At 39.3% G+C, this 16,473-nt stretch carries 15 protein-coding genes; 1 reads left to right on the top strand and 14 read right to left on the bottom strand.

Features of this window, described 5'->3' with window-relative positions; translation table 11 throughout:
* The 14 genes from GMD5S_RS0209180 to gyrA form a co-directional block, all read right to left on the bottom strand.
* On the bottom strand, positions 1-460 hold a 460-nt coding region (locus GMD5S_RS0209180), incomplete at its 3' end, for a TlyA family RNA methyltransferase (protein ID WP_016893847.1).
* Positions 453-1,328 (bottom strand): polyprenyl synthetase family protein, encoded by an 876-nt coding sequence (locus tag GMD5S_RS0209175; protein ID WP_000743829.1) that lies wholly within the window; start codon positions 1,326-1,328, stop codon positions 453-455. The genes GMD5S_RS0209180 and GMD5S_RS0209175, both read right to left, overlap by 8 nt.
* Complete coding sequence (locus tag GMD5S_RS0209170; protein ID WP_000043226.1) at positions 1,325-1,537, bottom strand: exodeoxyribonuclease VII small subunit; 213 nt, start codon at positions 1,535-1,537, stop codon at positions 1,325-1,327. The genes GMD5S_RS0209175 and GMD5S_RS0209170 overlap by 4 nt, the downstream gene beginning before the upstream one ends.
* On the bottom strand, positions 1,515-2,855 hold the full coding sequence (gene xseA, locus GMD5S_RS0209165; RefSeq protein ID WP_000417497.1) for an exodeoxyribonuclease VII large subunit: 1,341 nt from the start codon (positions 2,853-2,855) through the stop codon (positions 1,515-1,517). Before xseA ends, GMD5S_RS0209170 begins: the two co-directional genes overlap by 23 nt.
* Positions 2,856-2,983: 128 nt before the next feature.
* Positions 2,984-3,622, bottom strand: coding sequence for a uridine kinase (gene udk / locus GMD5S_RS0209160; RefSeq protein WP_001181373.1), 639 nt, complete (start codon positions 3,620-3,622; stop codon positions 2,984-2,986).
* Between the two features lie 114 nt (positions 3,623-3,736).
* The gene (gene truB / locus GMD5S_RS0209155) at positions 3,737-4,615 is read right to left on the bottom strand and encodes a tRNA pseudouridine(55) synthase TruB (RefSeq protein WP_008289372.1); all 879 of its coding nucleotides are present in this window, start codon (positions 4,613-4,615) and stop codon (positions 3,737-3,739) included.
* Between the two features lie 20 nt (positions 4,616-4,635).
* Positions 4,636-5,721, bottom strand: coding sequence for an AAA family ATPase (locus tag GMD5S_RS0209150; protein WP_000622662.1), 1,086 nt, complete (start codon positions 5,719-5,721; stop codon positions 4,636-4,638).
* Positions 5,722-6,522 carry a hypothetical protein gene (locus GMD5S_RS0209145; protein ID WP_001288177.1) on the bottom strand — a complete coding sequence of 267 codons (801 nt, stop codon included), beginning with the start codon at positions 6,520-6,522 and terminating at the stop codon, positions 5,722-5,724.
* Positions 6,523-6,531: 9 nt separating this feature from the next.
* Positions 6,532-8,202, bottom strand: coding sequence for a hypothetical protein (locus tag GMD5S_RS0209140; RefSeq protein WP_001262694.1), 1,671 nt, complete (start codon positions 8,200-8,202; stop codon positions 6,532-6,534).
* Between the two features lie 6 nt (positions 8,203-8,208).
* Positions 8,209-9,483, bottom strand: a complete 1,275-nt coding sequence (locus GMD5S_RS0209135; protein ID WP_001002609.1) for a DUF2130 domain-containing protein — start codon at positions 9,481-9,483, stop codon at positions 8,209-8,211.
* Between the two features lie 94 nt (positions 9,484-9,577).
* Entirely contained in the window at positions 9,578-10,858 is a 1,281-nt protein-coding gene (locus GMD5S_RS0209130; protein WP_000196314.1) for an O-acetylhomoserine aminocarboxypropyltransferase/cysteine synthase family protein, read from the bottom strand.
* Positions 10,859-11,008: 150 nt separating this feature from the next.
* Complete coding sequence (locus GMD5S_RS0209125; RefSeq protein ID WP_000254787.1) at positions 11,009-11,806, bottom strand: formate/nitrite transporter family protein; 798 nt, start codon at positions 11,804-11,806, stop codon at positions 11,009-11,011.
* A 198-nt stretch (positions 11,807-12,004) separates the two neighbouring features.
* The gene (locus GMD5S_RS0209120; protein WP_000018507.1) at positions 12,005-12,751 is read right to left on the bottom strand and encodes a class A sortase; all 747 of its coding nucleotides are present in this window, start codon (positions 12,749-12,751) and stop codon (positions 12,005-12,007) included.
* Entirely contained in the window at positions 12,751-15,219 is a 2,469-nt protein-coding gene (gene gyrA, locus GMD5S_RS0209115) for a DNA gyrase subunit A (protein WP_001154033.1), read from the bottom strand. The genes GMD5S_RS0209120 and gyrA overlap by 1 nt, the downstream gene beginning before the upstream one ends.
* A 193-nt stretch (positions 15,220-15,412) precedes the next feature.
* Between gyrA and GMD5S_RS0209110 the strand changes: the two genes are divergently transcribed.
* On the top strand, positions 15,413-16,399 hold the full coding sequence (locus GMD5S_RS0209110) for an L-lactate dehydrogenase (RefSeq protein ID WP_000204722.1): 987 nt from the start codon (positions 15,413-15,415) through the stop codon (positions 16,397-16,399).
* Positions 16,400-16,473: the final 74 nt, after the last annotated feature.

The raw sequence follows: 16,473 nt of genomic DNA, 5'->3' as shown, positions 1-16,473 counted from the left end.
CAATACTGGCAAAGCTCGGTTCCTGCTCAAAATCAGTCTTTTCAGCATAGCGGAAATTGAACTGCTCCATGCTGACAACCCGTGGGTCTTGACGTAATTTCCAAGCCAACTGATTGGTACCAACATCGACTGCAAAGACTAACTCAGCACCATTTTGCAACATGACGTCAGTAAATCCTCCAGTGGAAGCACCGATATCAATCGTGGTCGCTCCATCAACTGACAACCCAAAGACCTGCAAGGCTTTTTCTAATTTCAAACCACCACGGCTAACATACTTGAGTTTTTCACCCTTGAGTTTTAGATCAGTGTCATCTGGGATTTTCTCTCCTGGCTTGTCAAAACGCTCCCCATTGAGGACTGCTACAACTAGACCAGCCATGACACCGCGTTTAGCCTGTTCTCGCGTTTCAAACAAGCCCTGTTTATAAGCTAGTACATCCACTCTTTCCTTAGCCATTGATTCTCAAACTTTCTACTACTTTCACAATCGGCTCTGTTTCAAAGCTGACTTGCTGGGCAATTTCTTCTAACTTGGCATTAGCTTGATCCAAGGTTTGGTTACAAAAAGCAATGGCCTCCTCCAAACCCAGCAAGGCTGGATAGGTTGATTTTTCAGCCTGCAAATCCTTTTGTGGAGTCTTGCCGATTTCCTCAAAACTAGCTGTCACATCCAGCACATCATCTCGAACTTGAAAGGCCAGCCCAATCAATTCACCCACAGTTTTCAATTTTGCTTGGATTTCTGGTTCCAATTCCGCAATGATAGCAGCTGCTTGGAAAGGATAAGCTAGTAATTTTCCAGTCTTATTGGCATGAATGGTCTGAAGTTCTTCCAAGGATAAATGCTGGTGTTCGCCTTCCATATCTAAAACCTGCCCTGCCACCATACCTAGACTCCCTGAAGCAAGGGATAAGTTGGCAATCAAATCCACCTTGATCTGACTTGATAAATCTGCCTGCGCTATCAAGGCATAGGGATCTAGGAACAAGGCGTCTCCTGCCAATATTGCCATCGCTTCGCCAAATTTCTTATGATTGGTTAAACGCCCTCGACGGTAATCGTCATCATCCATAGCAGGAAGGTCATCGTGAATCAAGCTCCCTGTATGAATCATTTCCAAGGCCGCGGCTACCTGCGCATGAGCTGGTTGGATAACCACTTTCAGGGATTCCAAAACTTCTAGCAAAAGAAAAGGGCGAATACGCTTGCCACCAGCATGAATGGAATAGAGAACAGACTCTCGCAAACTAGAGGCAAACTGCTGGTCTCCATAAAAATCTTCCAAAGCCGATTCAACAAGAGCTAATTTTTCTTGCTTCTTCATTCAAAATCACTTTCTGTCCCGTCTTCTTGCATGACCTTAACCAAGGTCTTTTCAGCCTTGTCCAGCGTCGCTTGGAGCTCTTTTGACAAGACCATTCCCTTTTGAAAGGCAGCAATCGCATCTTCTAAAGCAATTTCACCATTTTCTAAACTTTGGACAATGGTCTCCAGTTCTGCTAGATTTTCCTCAAATTTCTTTTGTTTTGACATCTTTAACCTCTAATTCTACTTGACCATCTCGCATCAAAAGCGTCACTTGATCTTTTTTATTCAACATCTCAACAGAATCGACTACGGACTCTTCTTTTTTGACAATTGCATAACCACGAGCCACGATTCGACTGGTATCCAACATCATCAAAGCTTCTGAAAGTCGCTTGACTTCAGCAACCTTGGCATCATAAACCAGCGCCATTTGGCTGCGTAGGAGCTTGTCCAACTGACCTAGACGGTCTTGATAACGCTGGATTTTGGTAATAGGTGATAGTTGGACCAGTCGATGCGTCCTTGCTTGGACTAGTTGTCTGTTATCAGAAATCCGTGTTCGCAAACTTTGTTTTAAGCGCAGTTGTAGTTGATCTAACCGTTGCAAATAACCATCATACAAGCGCTCTGGCTGTCTAAAGATAACTGACTGACTGCATTTTTTCAGAGCTTCTTGTTTCTTAGATAGGACATTTCGGACTGCTGTTGCCATCCGTTTTTCTTGATTTTGTAAATGGCTCAAGAGATCCAACTTGGTCACAGGCGTTGCCAATTCAGCCGCAGCTGTTGGCGTCGCAGCCCGTCTATCTGCCACAAAATCCGCCAAGGTCACATCCGTCTCATGACCAACACTAGAGATGATGGGCAAACGGGATTCAAAAATAGCCCGTACCACGATCTCTTCGTTAAAGGCCCAGAGATCCTCGATGGAACCCCCACCACGACCAATAATGAGAACATCTAGGTCCTCACGTTGATTGGCACGCGCAATATTTCGAGCAATTTCCTCCGCAGCTCCATCACCTTGTACCTTGGTCGGATAGAGAAGGATATCAACACCAGGAAAACGTCTGCTGACAGTCGTGATAATATCTCGAATAACGGCTCCACTGCGACTGGTTACCACACCGATTTTCTTAGAAAATTGGGGAAGAGGTTGCTTGAATCTCTCTTGAAACAGACCTTCTTCTGTCAGTTTCTTCTTGAGTTGTTCAAACTGAATCGCTAGCGCCCCAACCCCATCAGGCTCAGCTTTCTCAATGATGATAGAGTAGCTACCGCTTGGTTCATAGACCTGCACACGCCCAATCACATTAATCTTCATACCTTCTTCCAGGTCAAAGCCTAATTTCTGATAAATCCCAGACCAGATGGTCGCTTGAATAACTGCATTGTCATCTTTTAGGGAAAAATATTGGTGAGTAGGTCGTTTACGAAAGTTGGAAACTTGACCAGTTAAATAGACCCGTTCCAAGTAAGGGTCTTTATCGAATTTCATTTTCAGATACTTGGTCAAAGTTGTTACCGATAAATACTTTTCCATCTCCACCTACTATTCATTTTCTTGCTTTTCCATGGGTATTATTATACCAAAAACATGCTTAAAAATCACCTTTTTCCTACTGAAACTAAAGGAAAAATAGAAAAAGGAGGCTAGGCCTCCTCATCTGATTATTTGCTGTTTCTCGCTTCTTCCAAAATCTTTGCAATCTTGGTCGTCAAAAGGTCAATAGCAACGGTATTGCTGACCCCTTCAGGAATGACGATATCAGCATAACGCTTGGTTGGCTCGATAAACTGGTGGTACATAGGTTTGACCACACCCAAATACTGATCAATAACGCTATCTAGACTACGGCCACGCTCTTCCATATCACGCTTGATACGACGAATAATACGCACGTCATCATCTGTATCCACAAAAATCTTGATATCCATCAAATCGCGCAGACGCTTATCCTCCAAGACCAAAATCCCCTCAACGATAAAGACATCCTGAGGCTCCTGACGATAGGCCTTGCTACTCCGTGTATGCTCTGTATAGTCATAAGTTGGAATGTCCACCGGGCGCCCTGCCAACAATTCCTTAATCTGCTCGATCATCAAGTCTGTATCAAAGGCAAAAGGATGGTCGTAGTTGGTTTTGACACGCTCTTCAAAGGTCAAGTGAGACTGATCCTTGTAGTATGAATCATGCTCAATCATGGAAATCTTTTCATCAGGAAAATGAGATAAAATGGCTCTTGAAACACTGGTCTTACCACCACCAGAACCACCTGTCACTCCGATAATGATTGGTCTATTTTGCATGCTATCCTCCGTTTTTTTATCCGTCGTCTATTCTATCACATTTTTTGCAAAATTTATAGTCTGATTTTGGATAGTCTAGGGGAAACATCAATCTATCCCCACAATCTAGTGAAACTAGCTAAAAACCTTCCTTGGTTTGTAGAAATTGCCCCTTTTTTCTAGAATGGCTAGCAATGTATCTCCCTCAAAGGCAGCCAGTTCTTGGTCTGTTTGGTCTAGCTCGATAAAACGACCAAACCGCACTTCTGTAGCCTCTTCTGGAGTTAGGATAACTTTGACAAGGTCCCCTGTACCAATCTCTAGAGGATGGAGAAAGTCCAGTTGACCAGCCTCCACTTTTTCAGCAATTTCTTTCAAAGTCAAGGCATCTTCTAACTGCAAACCAGCTGCACTAGTACGTGTTAGGTGGGACATATGGGCCGCATAACCCAGCTTCTTACCTAAATCAACCGATAAGGTACGGATATAAGTCCCCTTACTGCATTTCACACGAAAGGTAAAACGCGCAAGTTCGCTCTCATAAGAAATCGGACTTGTCCGTTCAAATTGATAAATAGTCACCTGACGTTCTGGACGCTCCACTTCCTGACCTGCACGCGCATACTCATAGAGCTTGCGACCATTAACCTTGACAGCCGAGTACATAGGTGGAATCTGAGTGATAGGCCCAGTCAGACTAGCAATCGCTTCATCGACAATGGTTTCATCCAAGAGCGACAAAACAGGGGTCTCTGCGATCACTTCTCCACTGGCATCCTCAGTCGTCGTTGAATAACCTAGAGTGATTTCCCCCTCATAGACCTTGCCCTCGTCCTGCATAAATTCGACCATACGGGTTGCCTTGCCAACCGCGATTGGCAGAACTCCCACTACATCCGGATCCAAGGTCCCACCATGACCAATTTTCTTGGTTCCCAAAATCTTACGCAGCTTAAAAACCGCATCATGCGAGGTCATCCCCGCTTCTTTTTTTAAGTTGATAATACCGTTCATGTGTTGCTTTCTGATTTCATTCATGAAATATCTTCTTCAAGAATTGTAATGTAATTATCTTTTGTAACAAAAGATAATGTGGCTAATCTTCTTGCTTGGTTCATAACTATCCTATCAAATACATTTCTTACAAATCGCCCATTTGCATTTTTATTTTCAGGATTGTTACTATGTAATTCTAAATATTTTTTTAATGTTTCTTTTGCAGAATCATGCAAAATGTATTCTTCATTTTTACAATGTGAAAGAAAAATGTCAAACATTTGGTCCACAGTATAATCTTCAAACGTAATAAAATAATTAAATCTTGATTTTAACCCAGGATTAGATTCAAAAAATTTTTTCATCAATTCATCATATCCAGCAACAATAACCACCAAATCATCTCGATAGTCTTCTAATGCTTTAGTTAACTCAGTTAAACACTCTCGACCATAACTATCACTTTTATCGTTTTCAGTAATACTATATGCTTCATCAATAAACAATACACCACCTTTGGCTTTTTGTATCAATCTCTTAACTTTAGAAGCCGTTTGTCCTTGATATTCTGCTATTAAGTCTGTTCTACTTGCCTCAATAAAGTGGCCTTTACTTAATATTCCTAATGACCGGTACATATTCCCAACGATTCTAGCCACAGTAGTTTTACCAGTACCTGGATTACCTAAAAACGCCATATGCATCGTTCTATTTGTTTTTTTAAGACCGATTTTTTCTCTACTTTGCTGAACTTTATTAAATGCGACTAGATCTTCAATCTCTTTCTTCACATTTTCTAAACCTATTAATGACTTTAAATCATTTGCTAATGCTTCAAATGATTTATTATTTGTTTCTTTCAAAATCAAATAATTTGTATCAATAACTCTAGAGCCAAGATATTTATACAATAATTCCAATATGCTAGTTTGCTTATCTTTGATTGTAGAGAATGTCTCTTTAGTAGTTAAGTTTCCTAATCGTTTTATAAACTCTAAGTCAGCATTTTTAACATTATCAACAATATCTTGAAGAATTACTTCTAATTCATAAGTACTATTTGTTAAATCATCAATTTTCTTCACTTCTGATTTTAACAACTTTAAATAAGTTTCACTAATCATCTACATTCCTTTAAACAATAGAAATAATACTATTAAAACAACAGCGACTACAAGAGTATAGAATCCTTTTCTTAGAAAAACAATCTCTTTTTGTTTCTCTTCTAGTTTTGTTTCAAGACTTTCAACAATTAACTTTAGATTATCTCTCTCTGTTATTGATTTATTATTGATTTCATCAAGGAAATTTTTAAAATTATTTTGTTTTTCTTCAACTTGTAAATGCAAATCGTTAAAACTATTTTCTATTTTCACTAATGTTTTTAGATTCGCTTTTAAAGTATCAATTTCAATTTGAATTTCACTTTGCTTCTCTTCAAGTTGTTCTAACTCTTCTAGCTTTTTATGATGTTTCTTCAATATATCAATTAAATCTTTATTCTGGTTAAAAACGTCATCTAATAGTTTTTTATTACCAGTTTGATATTCTTCTATCTCGTGCAATCCCTGCATAGCTTTATCATTTGCCTCTTTGGCTGCAATCAAAGACTTTGAAATACTTTGAATATACTCATCATCCAATATTTGGAAAGTTTCATAAATGGTATTAAATTCCTGAATAATCTTTTTAATATGCTTGTTTTGTTCAATCATTCTATTTTGAACAGCATCGGTGAGAGCATTTAAATCCTTACCTTTAACATCATATTCCATACCAATAAATCCTAGCATAGGATCGTCTTGTGGGACAGTCGGTAAATCTGATTGTTCTGGAATTTCTTCACTAAAAGCTTTCAACGCTTCTTTTTTTTCATTAAATCTTTCAGACTTTGCTAAAACCTGAATCTCTAATTCTTCTGACATAACATTCTCCTATAGTAAATCGTTTAATGCACTTTGCATTTCTTCAAGTTCACTTTGCTTTTCATCAAAGTACATTTCGTTAGCTAATAATCGCTGTTTGAAATCAATCTTTGAATTAGAAAACTCCTCTTGAACATTACCAAGAAGTTCTCTTAGTTTTTGATGGTTCTTAGCCATCTTAATGAATATATCATTTCGCTTAACAGCAACATTTTGCTCGGCAACAAAAATTTGAACATCCTGAATTCTTAACAATTCGTTTTTCTTATTAGCTTGTTTCTTTTGATTTTCCTCAATTAATTTTTTTGAAATAAATTGATCAAGTCTATTAATAATTACAGCACCTAATATACCTGTCAATAAACTCGCCAAAAACATGCCTAAGATATTTGCAATGGTCCCTAATAATGGTATTAGAGTTTGCATTCCTGATATTGTTAATAAATACTTTTCAAAATATTCTCCTAAAAACATTGCACCTACACCTACTAGTGCAGAAGTAATAATTTTTGAAATGTGAGCTATCTTAATTGCTGTAGAATGTGTTTGATTTTCTGGGTTAGATAAATAAGAAATGCTTTCTCTGATAGAACCAAATAATTGTTTAATCAAGTTTGGAAGTTTTTGTAATTTCTGGTTAAATGCGCCGATAATTTCTCCAACAATGCTTCCAACAAAACTATCTACACCTACTTTAATAAAATCTTTGATTTTGCCAAAAAATGAATGAAGTGCTTTTTTCATTTCCTCTATAAATGTATCAAAAGATTGTTTTTTTGCTTTAAAATACCTCACTAAAGCATTCATAATTTCCTTCAACATCCCAAATAATGCTGCAATAAACATAGCTTTAACTGCATCTTTACCTGCCTTGTTCGCCATTCTTACAGAAGCTTTCTTTGCAATATCCTTATTAATAGCTTTCTTCGCTGTTTTTTCAGATTTGAGCATTTTCTTCGAATCGGCAGCTAATTTATCATTTAATCTTTTATTATTTTCAGCTTTAAGATTTCGCTTTTCGGCATCTGAGATATTCATCTTATCAATTTTCTCATTGGCTCTTTGAACTTGATTCCTAAGTTCTTTTTCCCTCAGTTCTCTATTCTTTATATATTCACTATTGGATTTTGCTCCTTTACTTTTATTAAGTGATTCGTTTGTTGCAGCAAGATTTTCTGATTTGTTTGCTAAATCCGCAGTTTCTATATCAGCAATCTTTCTCCAAGGATTTTCAAAAATTTGTTTACGTGCTACAACGTGATCTAAATTAGCTTTTTCATTTACTTTTAATGTTTTTCCGGTGTATTCATCCTTCAAGTTTCCTGATTTTTGCTTTTCTTTCATAGCATTATTTGCATCAGTATACCTTGTATCTTTTAGTATCTTACTACCTTCTTTTTTTGTATAGCCATTAGGGTTATTATCATTATACTGCTTAAGAAGAGTATCACTTGTCATATCTAAGCCAATTTGATTCGCAAATTGATCCCAGATTTCATCTAAAATAACATCTCCTAGTTTATCTGGTGAACTAATTTCTTTACATTCTATTTCTAATTTTTCGAGATTAGAAAACTCCATTGTAAATTGCTGTTCCAATAGTTCTTCTAATTCGTCATAATTTAAATTTTCAGACTCATTTACTTCTTCAGTATTCAATACTAATAATTCATTTGCCACTGCTTTCTATTCTCCCTTCAAGGCATCAAACTTCGCTTTCATGGTTGGATTTTTTCGGGTCAATTTTTTAACCGAAACATCTTCCAACTTATTGTTTGCGAGGCGGAGTTGGTTTTCGGATGTGGTTAGGAACTTCTTGACCTCTTCCATGCGTTTGATGGCCTTGTCGATTTCATCAATAGCTTTGCCAAAGTTGGTCGAAGCAGAGTTGTAGTTCTTGGCAAAAGCTAGTTTAAAGGCATCCAAATCTTCCTCAAAATGCGTAATATCGATATTTTGCTCGCGAACCAAGGCCAACTCCTGCTTGTATTTTAGAGAATTAAGCGCTGCATTACGCAAGAGCCCAATCAACTGAATAAAGAATTGAGGACGAACCACATACATCTTTTCATACTCATGACTGACGTCCACAATCCCAGTGTTAAAGTAGTCATTATCTGCCTCAAGCATGGTCACTAAAACCGCATACTCGCAGTTCTTTTCCCGACGGTCCTTGTCCAATTCCTTGTAAAAATCTGCATTCTTATGCTTCTTCTCCGTCCCATCCGCTTCGTTTTTCATTTCAAACATGATGGAAATGAATTCTAGACCATTTTCATCAAAATCACGGAAGATAAAGTCCCCCTTAGATCCTCGCGCAGAAACCTTGTTATCCTTCTCAAAGTAGGCATTTGGAAAGGCAAAACTACGAACCTTGTTAAACTCACTCTCTGCATACTGTTCCAAACTTTCCCCGATAGCTTTTGTGGATTGTTGGGCTTTGAAATTCTTATAGAACTCGACCTGTTCACTAGCCGCCTTGAGCTGGGCTTCGTAATTTTGCTTGAGGGAAGCTAGAGATAACTCATTTTCCTTTTCTTGTAAAAGGAGCTGGTTTTTGACCTGATCGCGCTCTTTTTCAAGGTTAGAAAGGGTCTTTTGCAGTTGATTTTCATGTTCTAAACGCAAGGTAGCCAATTGGTTTTCCAAGTCCTGTACTTCCTTGTCCTTTGCCAATAAAGCCTGATGACTGGTTTGTTCAACCTCTTTCTTAGCCAGTTCTTTCTCTGTATCAAAGTTTTGGATTTGACTCTGTAATTGCACAATTTCTTGATCCTTCTGAGCCAGTTTAGACTGTTGCTCATTCATGGCCTTTTGCTCAGCTAAGGCCAGCTCCTGCTTCATTCGATCGTGCAGTTCCTTATCAAACTCAGCCGTTCTCACTTGGGATAAGAGTTCGGCATACTGACTCTCATTTACTGTAAAGACTTCCCCACAGTTGGGACATTTAATTTCGTTCATAACTTTCCTCTTTCTAGACTTCTGTAACCATTATATCATGCCTGAGGGAAAATCAAAAACAGTGAGTCGAAACCCACTGTTTATATCAGTTACTTTAAATTTTTTCCAAGGCCAAACGCAAATCTTCAATCAAATCCTCTACATTTTCAAGTCCGATAGACAAGCGGATTTGGTTTGGTGTGACACCTGCTGCTTCTAGATCCTTTTCTGACAACTGACCGTGGGTGGTTGTCGCAGGATGGACAACAAGAGATTTGGCATCTGCCACGTTTGCAAGGTCAGAGAAGATTTCCAAATTATCAATCACCTTGCGAGCTTCTGCCTCTCCGCCTTTAACATGGAAGGTAAAGATTGAACCAACACCTTTTGGCAGATATTTCTCAGCCAAGGCATGATATGGACTGTCAGCTAGTTTTGGATAGTTGACTTTTTCTACCTTAGGATGGTTGACAAGGAAATCAACAATTTTCTCTGCATTTTGCACATGGCGTTCGACACGAAGAGAGAGAGTTTCAAGCCCTTGGAGCAAGAGAAAGGCATTAAATGGTGACAAGGCAGCACCTGTATCACGGAGCAATTGAACACGAACAGCGATAATAAAGGCTGCTGCACCCACATCACGAGTATAGCTCAAGTTGTGGTAACTTGGGTCTTCCTCAACAAATTGAGGGAACTTCCCTGAAGCTGCCCAGTCAAAACGACCGCTATCAACAATCACTCCTCCAATAGTCGTACCATGCCCACCGATAAACTTAGTTGCTGAGTGAATGGAAATATCTACACCGTGAGAGAAGACGTTAATCAAATATGGTGTGGCAAAAGTGTTGTCTGAAACGAGAGGAATCTTGTGTTTATGCGCAATCTCAGCCAATTTTTCTAAGTCAGGAATGTTAATCAAGGGATTCCCCAAGGTTTCAATCAAGACAAGCTTTGTATTGTCATTGATAGCTGCTTCCACTTCTTCCAAATTATCCACATCCACAAAGGTTGTTGTGATTCCATAACGAGGAAGGGTTTCTTTCAAGAGGTTGAAGGTCCCACCGTAAATAGTTGACGCAGCCACCACATGGTCACCTGCGTGAGCAAGCGCCAAAATAGTGTAGGTTACAGCAGCCATACCTGATGCTGTCGCTAGCGCTCCAACACCACCTTCAAGAGCAGCAATTCTTTCCTCAAAGGCTGCTGTTGTAGGGTTTGTGATACGAGTATAAATGTTCCCTGGTTTTCTCAAGGCAAACAAATCGGCACCTTCTTGCGTGTCATCAAAAACGAAGGATGTTGTTTGATAAATCGGTACTGCACGAGACTTAGTTGCTGGATCAACTACTTGCCCAGCATGTAATTGTAGGGTTTCAAATTTAAAATCACGAGTCATAAGACGACCTCCAAATAGCTTCATTAGGGATATTGTATCATCTTGGGCTAGTCTTTTCCAATACCGTTTTTCTATATTTTGATATAAGGAACAACTATGACTAGTCTTACACATCAAACAAAAAAGCACGATTCACTCGTGCTCATTTCTTTAATCTACATAAGTATCTTCGTTTTTGTTGAGGAAAGCGTATGGCAAGCCCATCAAGAGACCTCCTCCGATAAAGTTTCCGACAAAGGTTACACCCCAGTGACGAAGAATATTAGGTATGTCAAAGTTAGCAATTGAATCAGCAGCAACACTAAACTTAACAATCGCAAAAGAAGCAAAGTTCGCAGCAATGTGTTCGTTTGTTAAGAATACAAACATGTAAATTGCTGATAAGACAAGCCAAAGTTTGGCGCCTCCGTCTTTCACCAAAACAAATGAAAGAATGGCAATGTTTACAAAGATATTGGCTAAAATACCTTCAAGTAAGACTAACTCATTTGAACGACCTAACTTCATCTCTACAACCCCTGAAATGAAGCTATCATGTGTTAGATTTGCATAGGCTGCTGAGTGGGCAAATCCCCAACCTGCTATCAAAGCTCCGATGAGATTGAACAAGGTACAGTAAAGTAAAATCTCAGCTGTTTTTCTCCAAGAAATTTTTTTCAAGAAACTACCAGCTGTCAAAAACATCATATTTGAAGTTACCAGCTCAGCATTCAAGAAAACAATGTAGGCCAATCCCCAAGCAAAAACAAATGGGAAGAGAAAACGTCCACTACCTGGAGCGATCTTATTAATCAAGTCAGCCCCAACTGCACCCGCAGCTGTACTAAATGTTAGAAAGGCACCTGCAAACATGGAACGAATCGCATACTTAAACTTACTTTGGCTATAAAGACTTTCTTTCTTCTTACAAGCAAATTCAATCTTTGAAATAAATTCTGAAGAGACCATAAAAAACTCCTAAACTTTTATTTGTGATAATTATAACATAATTCTTGTTTTCTAGAAAGCGTTTTCCGTAAATTTCTAAAATATTTATCTTAAAAATCTATATCGTAAGGCTTACAAACCTTTTTCATATGAACTATTTTGATTCTATTTGTTCATATAAAAAACCAGTGAAATAGCACTTCACTGGTTCATTCATTCTTAATATCGTTGTCTATACGGTTGATTAAAGGCCTTCAAAATATCCTCAGAAGTCTCAGAATAAGCCTTTGAGTCTTTGAAGATTCCTTTGACGATTATACGCTCGGTCTCATTATAATCAACACAAGTAACCAAAGTAATCTCCTGCACACCAATACGATCATCGATTTCGTCTACACGGTCTGGTGTAACACGTTTTACTTCTGTAATCTCATAAGTATAAACTTTATCCTTATCCGTCAGATAAATTTTCATACCCGATTTGGCATTGACCAAAGGTGAGAAGAGCATTTGACTGGCATTTTCAGCAGTAAAGATATGGTGACTTGCTAGAGAATAGTTCCCTTCTCCCATTTTTTGATCTGGTTTCATGGTCCCTGCTCCGTAGAACAAGTTTACATTATCCAAACCTTTAAAAATCGGTAAGTTTATCTCCACTTCGGGAATAGCAATACCTCCAATAACGGGAAGTTTCTGAGCATCCCATTGTGAAGCCAGTACAGCTTCGGATGAAATAGACTTAACAGAGTCAAAATCAAAATTCCCTTCGGTTTTTAGATTTTCATCTATATTTTCCTTAGTTACTTGATTGACTTGGTATTTATTGGTATTCCAGACCAAAAAGAGATCACGAATCTTTGAATTAAAAATTAAAGCTAGCGATAAAAGAATTAAGAAACCTGCTAAAATATTAATAAATAGATTTCTGCGCTTATTCTTCTTATTTTTCGTTTTTTTATGAGACATTATACTTCACCTTCTGTTTCAATTTCAGTCCCAACTTCTTCTTTTTCTGCCGCAGCAACCGTTGTAAAGGTCACAATCTTAGCATCCTGATCTAGACGCATCACCTTAACTCCCATAGTTGAGCGTCCCGTTTGTGAAATATTGGCAACGTTAGTACGGATCATGACACCTGTATCTGTGATAATCATCAGGTCTTCATCTCCTTTAACAGTAAGAAGACCTGCCAGAGGACCATTCTTCTCAGCAACATTGGCTGTCTTCATCCCTTTACCACCACGGCCTTTAGTAGGATATTCAGTAGCAAGTGTACGTTTACCATATCCTTTTTCAGTGATGATAAGAACTTCGTCTTGGTTTGTAATCACGCTAGCACCAACTACTGTGTCACCCTCACGAAGATTGACTCCTCGGACACCTGTCGCGATACGGCTCATGCCACGAACAGCTGATTGATTAAAGCGAACGGCATAACCAAACTTGGTACCAATGATAATATCCGTATCTTCTTCTGTCAGCAAGACATTAATCAGTTCATCTTCATCCTTGAGATTCAAAGCTTTAAGTCCATTTTGACGAATATTAGCGAACTCTTTAACACTGGTTCGTTTCACGATACCGTGACGGGTTGTGAAGAAGAGATAGGCGTCATCACTACGTTCAGACTCAACGTTGATAATGGTCTGAATACTCTCACCTTCGTCCAACTTCAATAGATTGACAACTGGCAATCCCTTAGCGGTACGACCATATTCAGGGATTTCATAACCTTTAAGGCGGTAGACACGTCCTTTATTAGTAAAGAAGAGCAGATGATCATGGGTGCTGGTTGAAACCAGCTCACGCACAAAGTCATCATCCTTAACCCCAGTACCTTGAACCCCACGGCCACCACGTTTTTGAGCAGTGAACTCACCTTGGTCCAAACGTTTGATATAGCCCTTGTTAGATAGGGTAATCAAGACATCCGTTTCTTCAATCAAATCTTCATCTTCAAGAGTTAAGACTTCTCCGATCATCAACTCCGTACGACGCTTGTCACCAAACTTGCGTTTGACTTCGTCCAATTCCTCTTTGATAATTTGCGCCACGCGCTCAGGTTTGGCAAGAATATCAGCCAAATCTGCAATCAAGGCAATTAATTCATCATATTCAGACTGAATCTTATCACGTTCCAATCCTGTCAAACGACGAAGACGCATATCAAGGATAGCTTGACTTTGACGCTCTGAAAGCTTAAACTTGCTCATCAACTCAGCTTGTGCTTCGGCATCTGTTTCACTTGCACGGATAATACGAATCACTTCGTCGATATGGTCAAGTGCAATTAGAAGACCTTCTAAGATGTGCGCACGCGCTTCTGCTTTTTCCTTGTCAAAATGTGTACGACGAACAACCACTTCTTTTTGGTGTTCGATATAAGCATCCAAAATTTGACGAAGGGACAAGATCTTTGGTACGCCATTTTGAATTGCCAGCATATTGAAACCAAAGTTGGTTTGCATCTGGGTCATCTTGAAAAGATTGTTGAGGATAACGTTGGCAGACGCGTCGCGTTTAACCTCGATTACAAAGCGAACGCCTTCACGGTTGGACTCATCACGTACTGCTGTAATGCCCTCAATCCGTTTTTCCTGAACCAAACGAACAATGTGCTCATGGACCTTGGTTTTGTTGACCATGTATGGAAATTCCGTTACAACGATTCGTTCACGGCCAGTCTTAGTTTCTTCGATTTCAGTACGAGAACGAAGAACAATAGAGCCTTTACCAGTTTCGTAGGCCTTATGAATACCTGATTTCCCCATAACAAGGGCACCAGTTGGAAAGTCTGGACCAGGCAAGACTTCCATCAAGTCCTTAGTAGTCACATCTGGATTGTCCATGACTAGCTTCACGGCATCAATGGTTTCACCTAGGTTGTGAGGAGGAATGTTGGTAGCCATCCCTACGGCAATCCCAGTTGCCCCATTGACCAAAAGGTTTGGAAAACGAGCTGGCAAAACCAAGGGTTCACGTTCATTGGCATCGTAGTTGTCTACGAAATCAACCGTGTTTTTATTGATGTCACGAAGCATTTCCAGAGCAATCTTGCTCATACGTGCCTCAGTATAACGCTGTGCGGCTGCACCATCCCCGTCCATAGAACCAAAGTTTCCATGCCCATCAACGAGCATGTAACGATAGCTCCACCACTGGGCCATACGAACCATAGCCTCATAAATAGACGAGTCTCCGTGAGGGTGGTATTTACCCATAACATCCCCTGTAATACGGGCTGATTTTTTATGGGGTTTGTCTGGAGTAACACCTAGTTCATTCATTCCGTATAGAATACGACGGTGAACTGGTTTTAAGCCATCTCGAACATCAGGAAGAGCCCGCGCTACGATAACACTCATGGCGTAGTCGATAAAGCTGGTCTTCATCTCCTTTGTCAGATTGACATTCACTAAATTTCTATCCTGCATTCATAAATGCCTCATTTCACTATTAGTAATTAGATATATTATACCATAATTTGTCCTTCATTTCAGTCTTTGAAAACCACTAAAACGTTTACATCGATAACCGAATAGAATATTCGTGACAAAGCTTTTCAAAAGTGATAGAATGAAATTGTCTGGGGATTCCCCTAAAAAAAATGAAGGAGATGTTTAGATAATGACTTCAACTAAACAACACAAAAAAGTGATCCTTGTTGGTGACGGTGCCGTAGGTTCATCTTATGCTTTCGCACTTGTTAACCAAGGAATTGCACAAGAGCTTGGAATTATCGAAATTCCACAATTACACGAAAAAGCTGTTGGTGATGCGCTTGACCTTAGCCACGCCCTTGCCTTCACTTCACCTAAAAAAATCTACGCTGCTCAATACTCTGACTGTGCAGACGCTGACCTTGTTGTTATCACTGCAGGTGCTCCTCAAAAACCAGGTGAAACTCGCCTTGACCTTGTAGGTAAAAACTTGGCAATCAACAAATCAATCGTAACACAAGTTGTTGAATCAGGTTTCGATGGTATCTTCCTTGTTGCAGCTAACCCAGTTGACGTTTTGACTTACTCAACTTGGAAATTCTCTGGATTCCCTAAAGAACGTGTTATCGGTTCAGGTACTTCACTTGACTCAGCACGTTTCCGTCAAGCACTTGCTGAAAAATTGGATGTTGATGCTCGTTCAGTTCACGCCTACATCATGGGTGAACACGGAGATTCTGAATTTGCGGTTTGGTCACACGCTAACATCGCTGGTGTAAACCTTGAAGAATTCCTTAAAGACACTCAAAACGTTCAAGAAGCTGAATTGATTGAATTGTTCGAAGGTGTTCGTGACGCTGCCTACACAATCATCAACAAAAAAGGAGCTACCTACTACGGTATCGCTGTAGCACTTGCTCGTATCACAAAAGCAATCCTTGATGACGAAAATGCAGTACTTCCACTTTCAGTCTTCCAAGAAGGGCAATACGGTGTTAAAAACGTCTTTATCGGTCAACCAGCTGTTGTTGGTGCACACGGTATCGTTCGTCCAGTAAACATTCCATTGAACGATGCTGAAACTCAAAAAATGCAAGCATCTGCTAAAGAATTGCAAGCTATCATTGATGAAGCATGGAAAAACCCTGAATTCCAAGCAGCTTCTAAAAACTAATGAAAAAAAGGTTCTCAAACATGGGAACCTTTTTCTTTTTGCAAAGAATCATAACATCAACTTCTCAAATAAAC

Source organism: Streptococcus sp. GMD5S (assembly GCF_000298715.2).
Classification (GTDB): Bacteria; Bacillota; Bacilli; order Lactobacillales; family Streptococcaceae; genus Streptococcus.
Note: the sequence above shows the minus strand (reverse complement) of the source record. Positions and strands in the feature narration are given on the sequence as shown.

Excerpts from the sequence above, each read along its gene's own strand:
- GMD5S_RS0209175 (WP_000743829.1), bottom strand. The coding sequence starts at position 1,328 with ATGAAGAAGCAAGAAAAATTAGCTCTTGTTGAATCGGCTTTGGAAGAT.
- GMD5S_RS0209170 (WP_000043226.1), bottom strand. The coding sequence starts at position 1,537 with ATGTCAAAACAAAAGAAATTTGAGGAAAATCTAGCAGAACTGGAGACC.
- xseA (WP_000417497.1), bottom strand. The coding sequence starts at position 2,855 with ATGGAAAAGTATTTATCGGTAACAACTTTGACCAAGTATCTGAAAATG.
- udk (WP_001181373.1), bottom strand. The coding sequence starts at position 3,622 with ATGCAAAATAGACCAATCATTATCGGAGTGACAGGTGGTTCTGGTGGT.
- truB (WP_008289372.1), bottom strand. The coding sequence starts at position 4,615 with ATGAACGGTATTATCAACTTAAAAAAAGAAGCGGGGATGACCTCGCAT.
- GMD5S_RS0209150 (WP_000622662.1), bottom strand. The coding sequence starts at position 5,721 with ATGATTAGTGAAACTTATTTAAAGTTGTTAAAATCAGAAGTGAAGAAA.
- GMD5S_RS0209145 (WP_001288177.1), bottom strand. The coding sequence starts at position 6,522 with ATGTCAGAAGAATTAGAGATTCAGGTTTTAGCAAAGTCTGAAAGATTT.
- GMD5S_RS0209135 (WP_001002609.1), bottom strand. The coding sequence starts at position 9,483 with ATGAACGAAATTAAATGTCCCAACTGTGGGGAAGTCTTTACAGTAAAT.
- GMD5S_RS0209130 (WP_000196314.1), bottom strand. The coding sequence starts at position 10,858 with ATGACTCGTGATTTTAAATTTGAAACCCTACAATTACATGCTGGGCAA.
- GMD5S_RS0209125 (WP_000254787.1), bottom strand. The coding sequence starts at position 11,806 with ATGGTCTCTTCAGAATTTATTTCAAAGATTGAATTTGCTTGTAAGAAG.
- GMD5S_RS0209120 (WP_000018507.1), bottom strand. The coding sequence starts at position 12,751 with ATGTCTCATAAAAAAACGAAAAATAAGAAGAATAAGCGCAGAAATCTA.
- gyrA (WP_001154033.1), bottom strand. The coding sequence starts at position 15,219 with ATGCAGGATAGAAATTTAGTGAATGTCAATCTGACAAAGGAGATGAAG.
- GMD5S_RS0209110 (WP_000204722.1), top strand. The coding sequence starts at position 15,413 with ATGACTTCAACTAAACAACACAAAAAAGTGATCCTTGTTGGTGACGGT.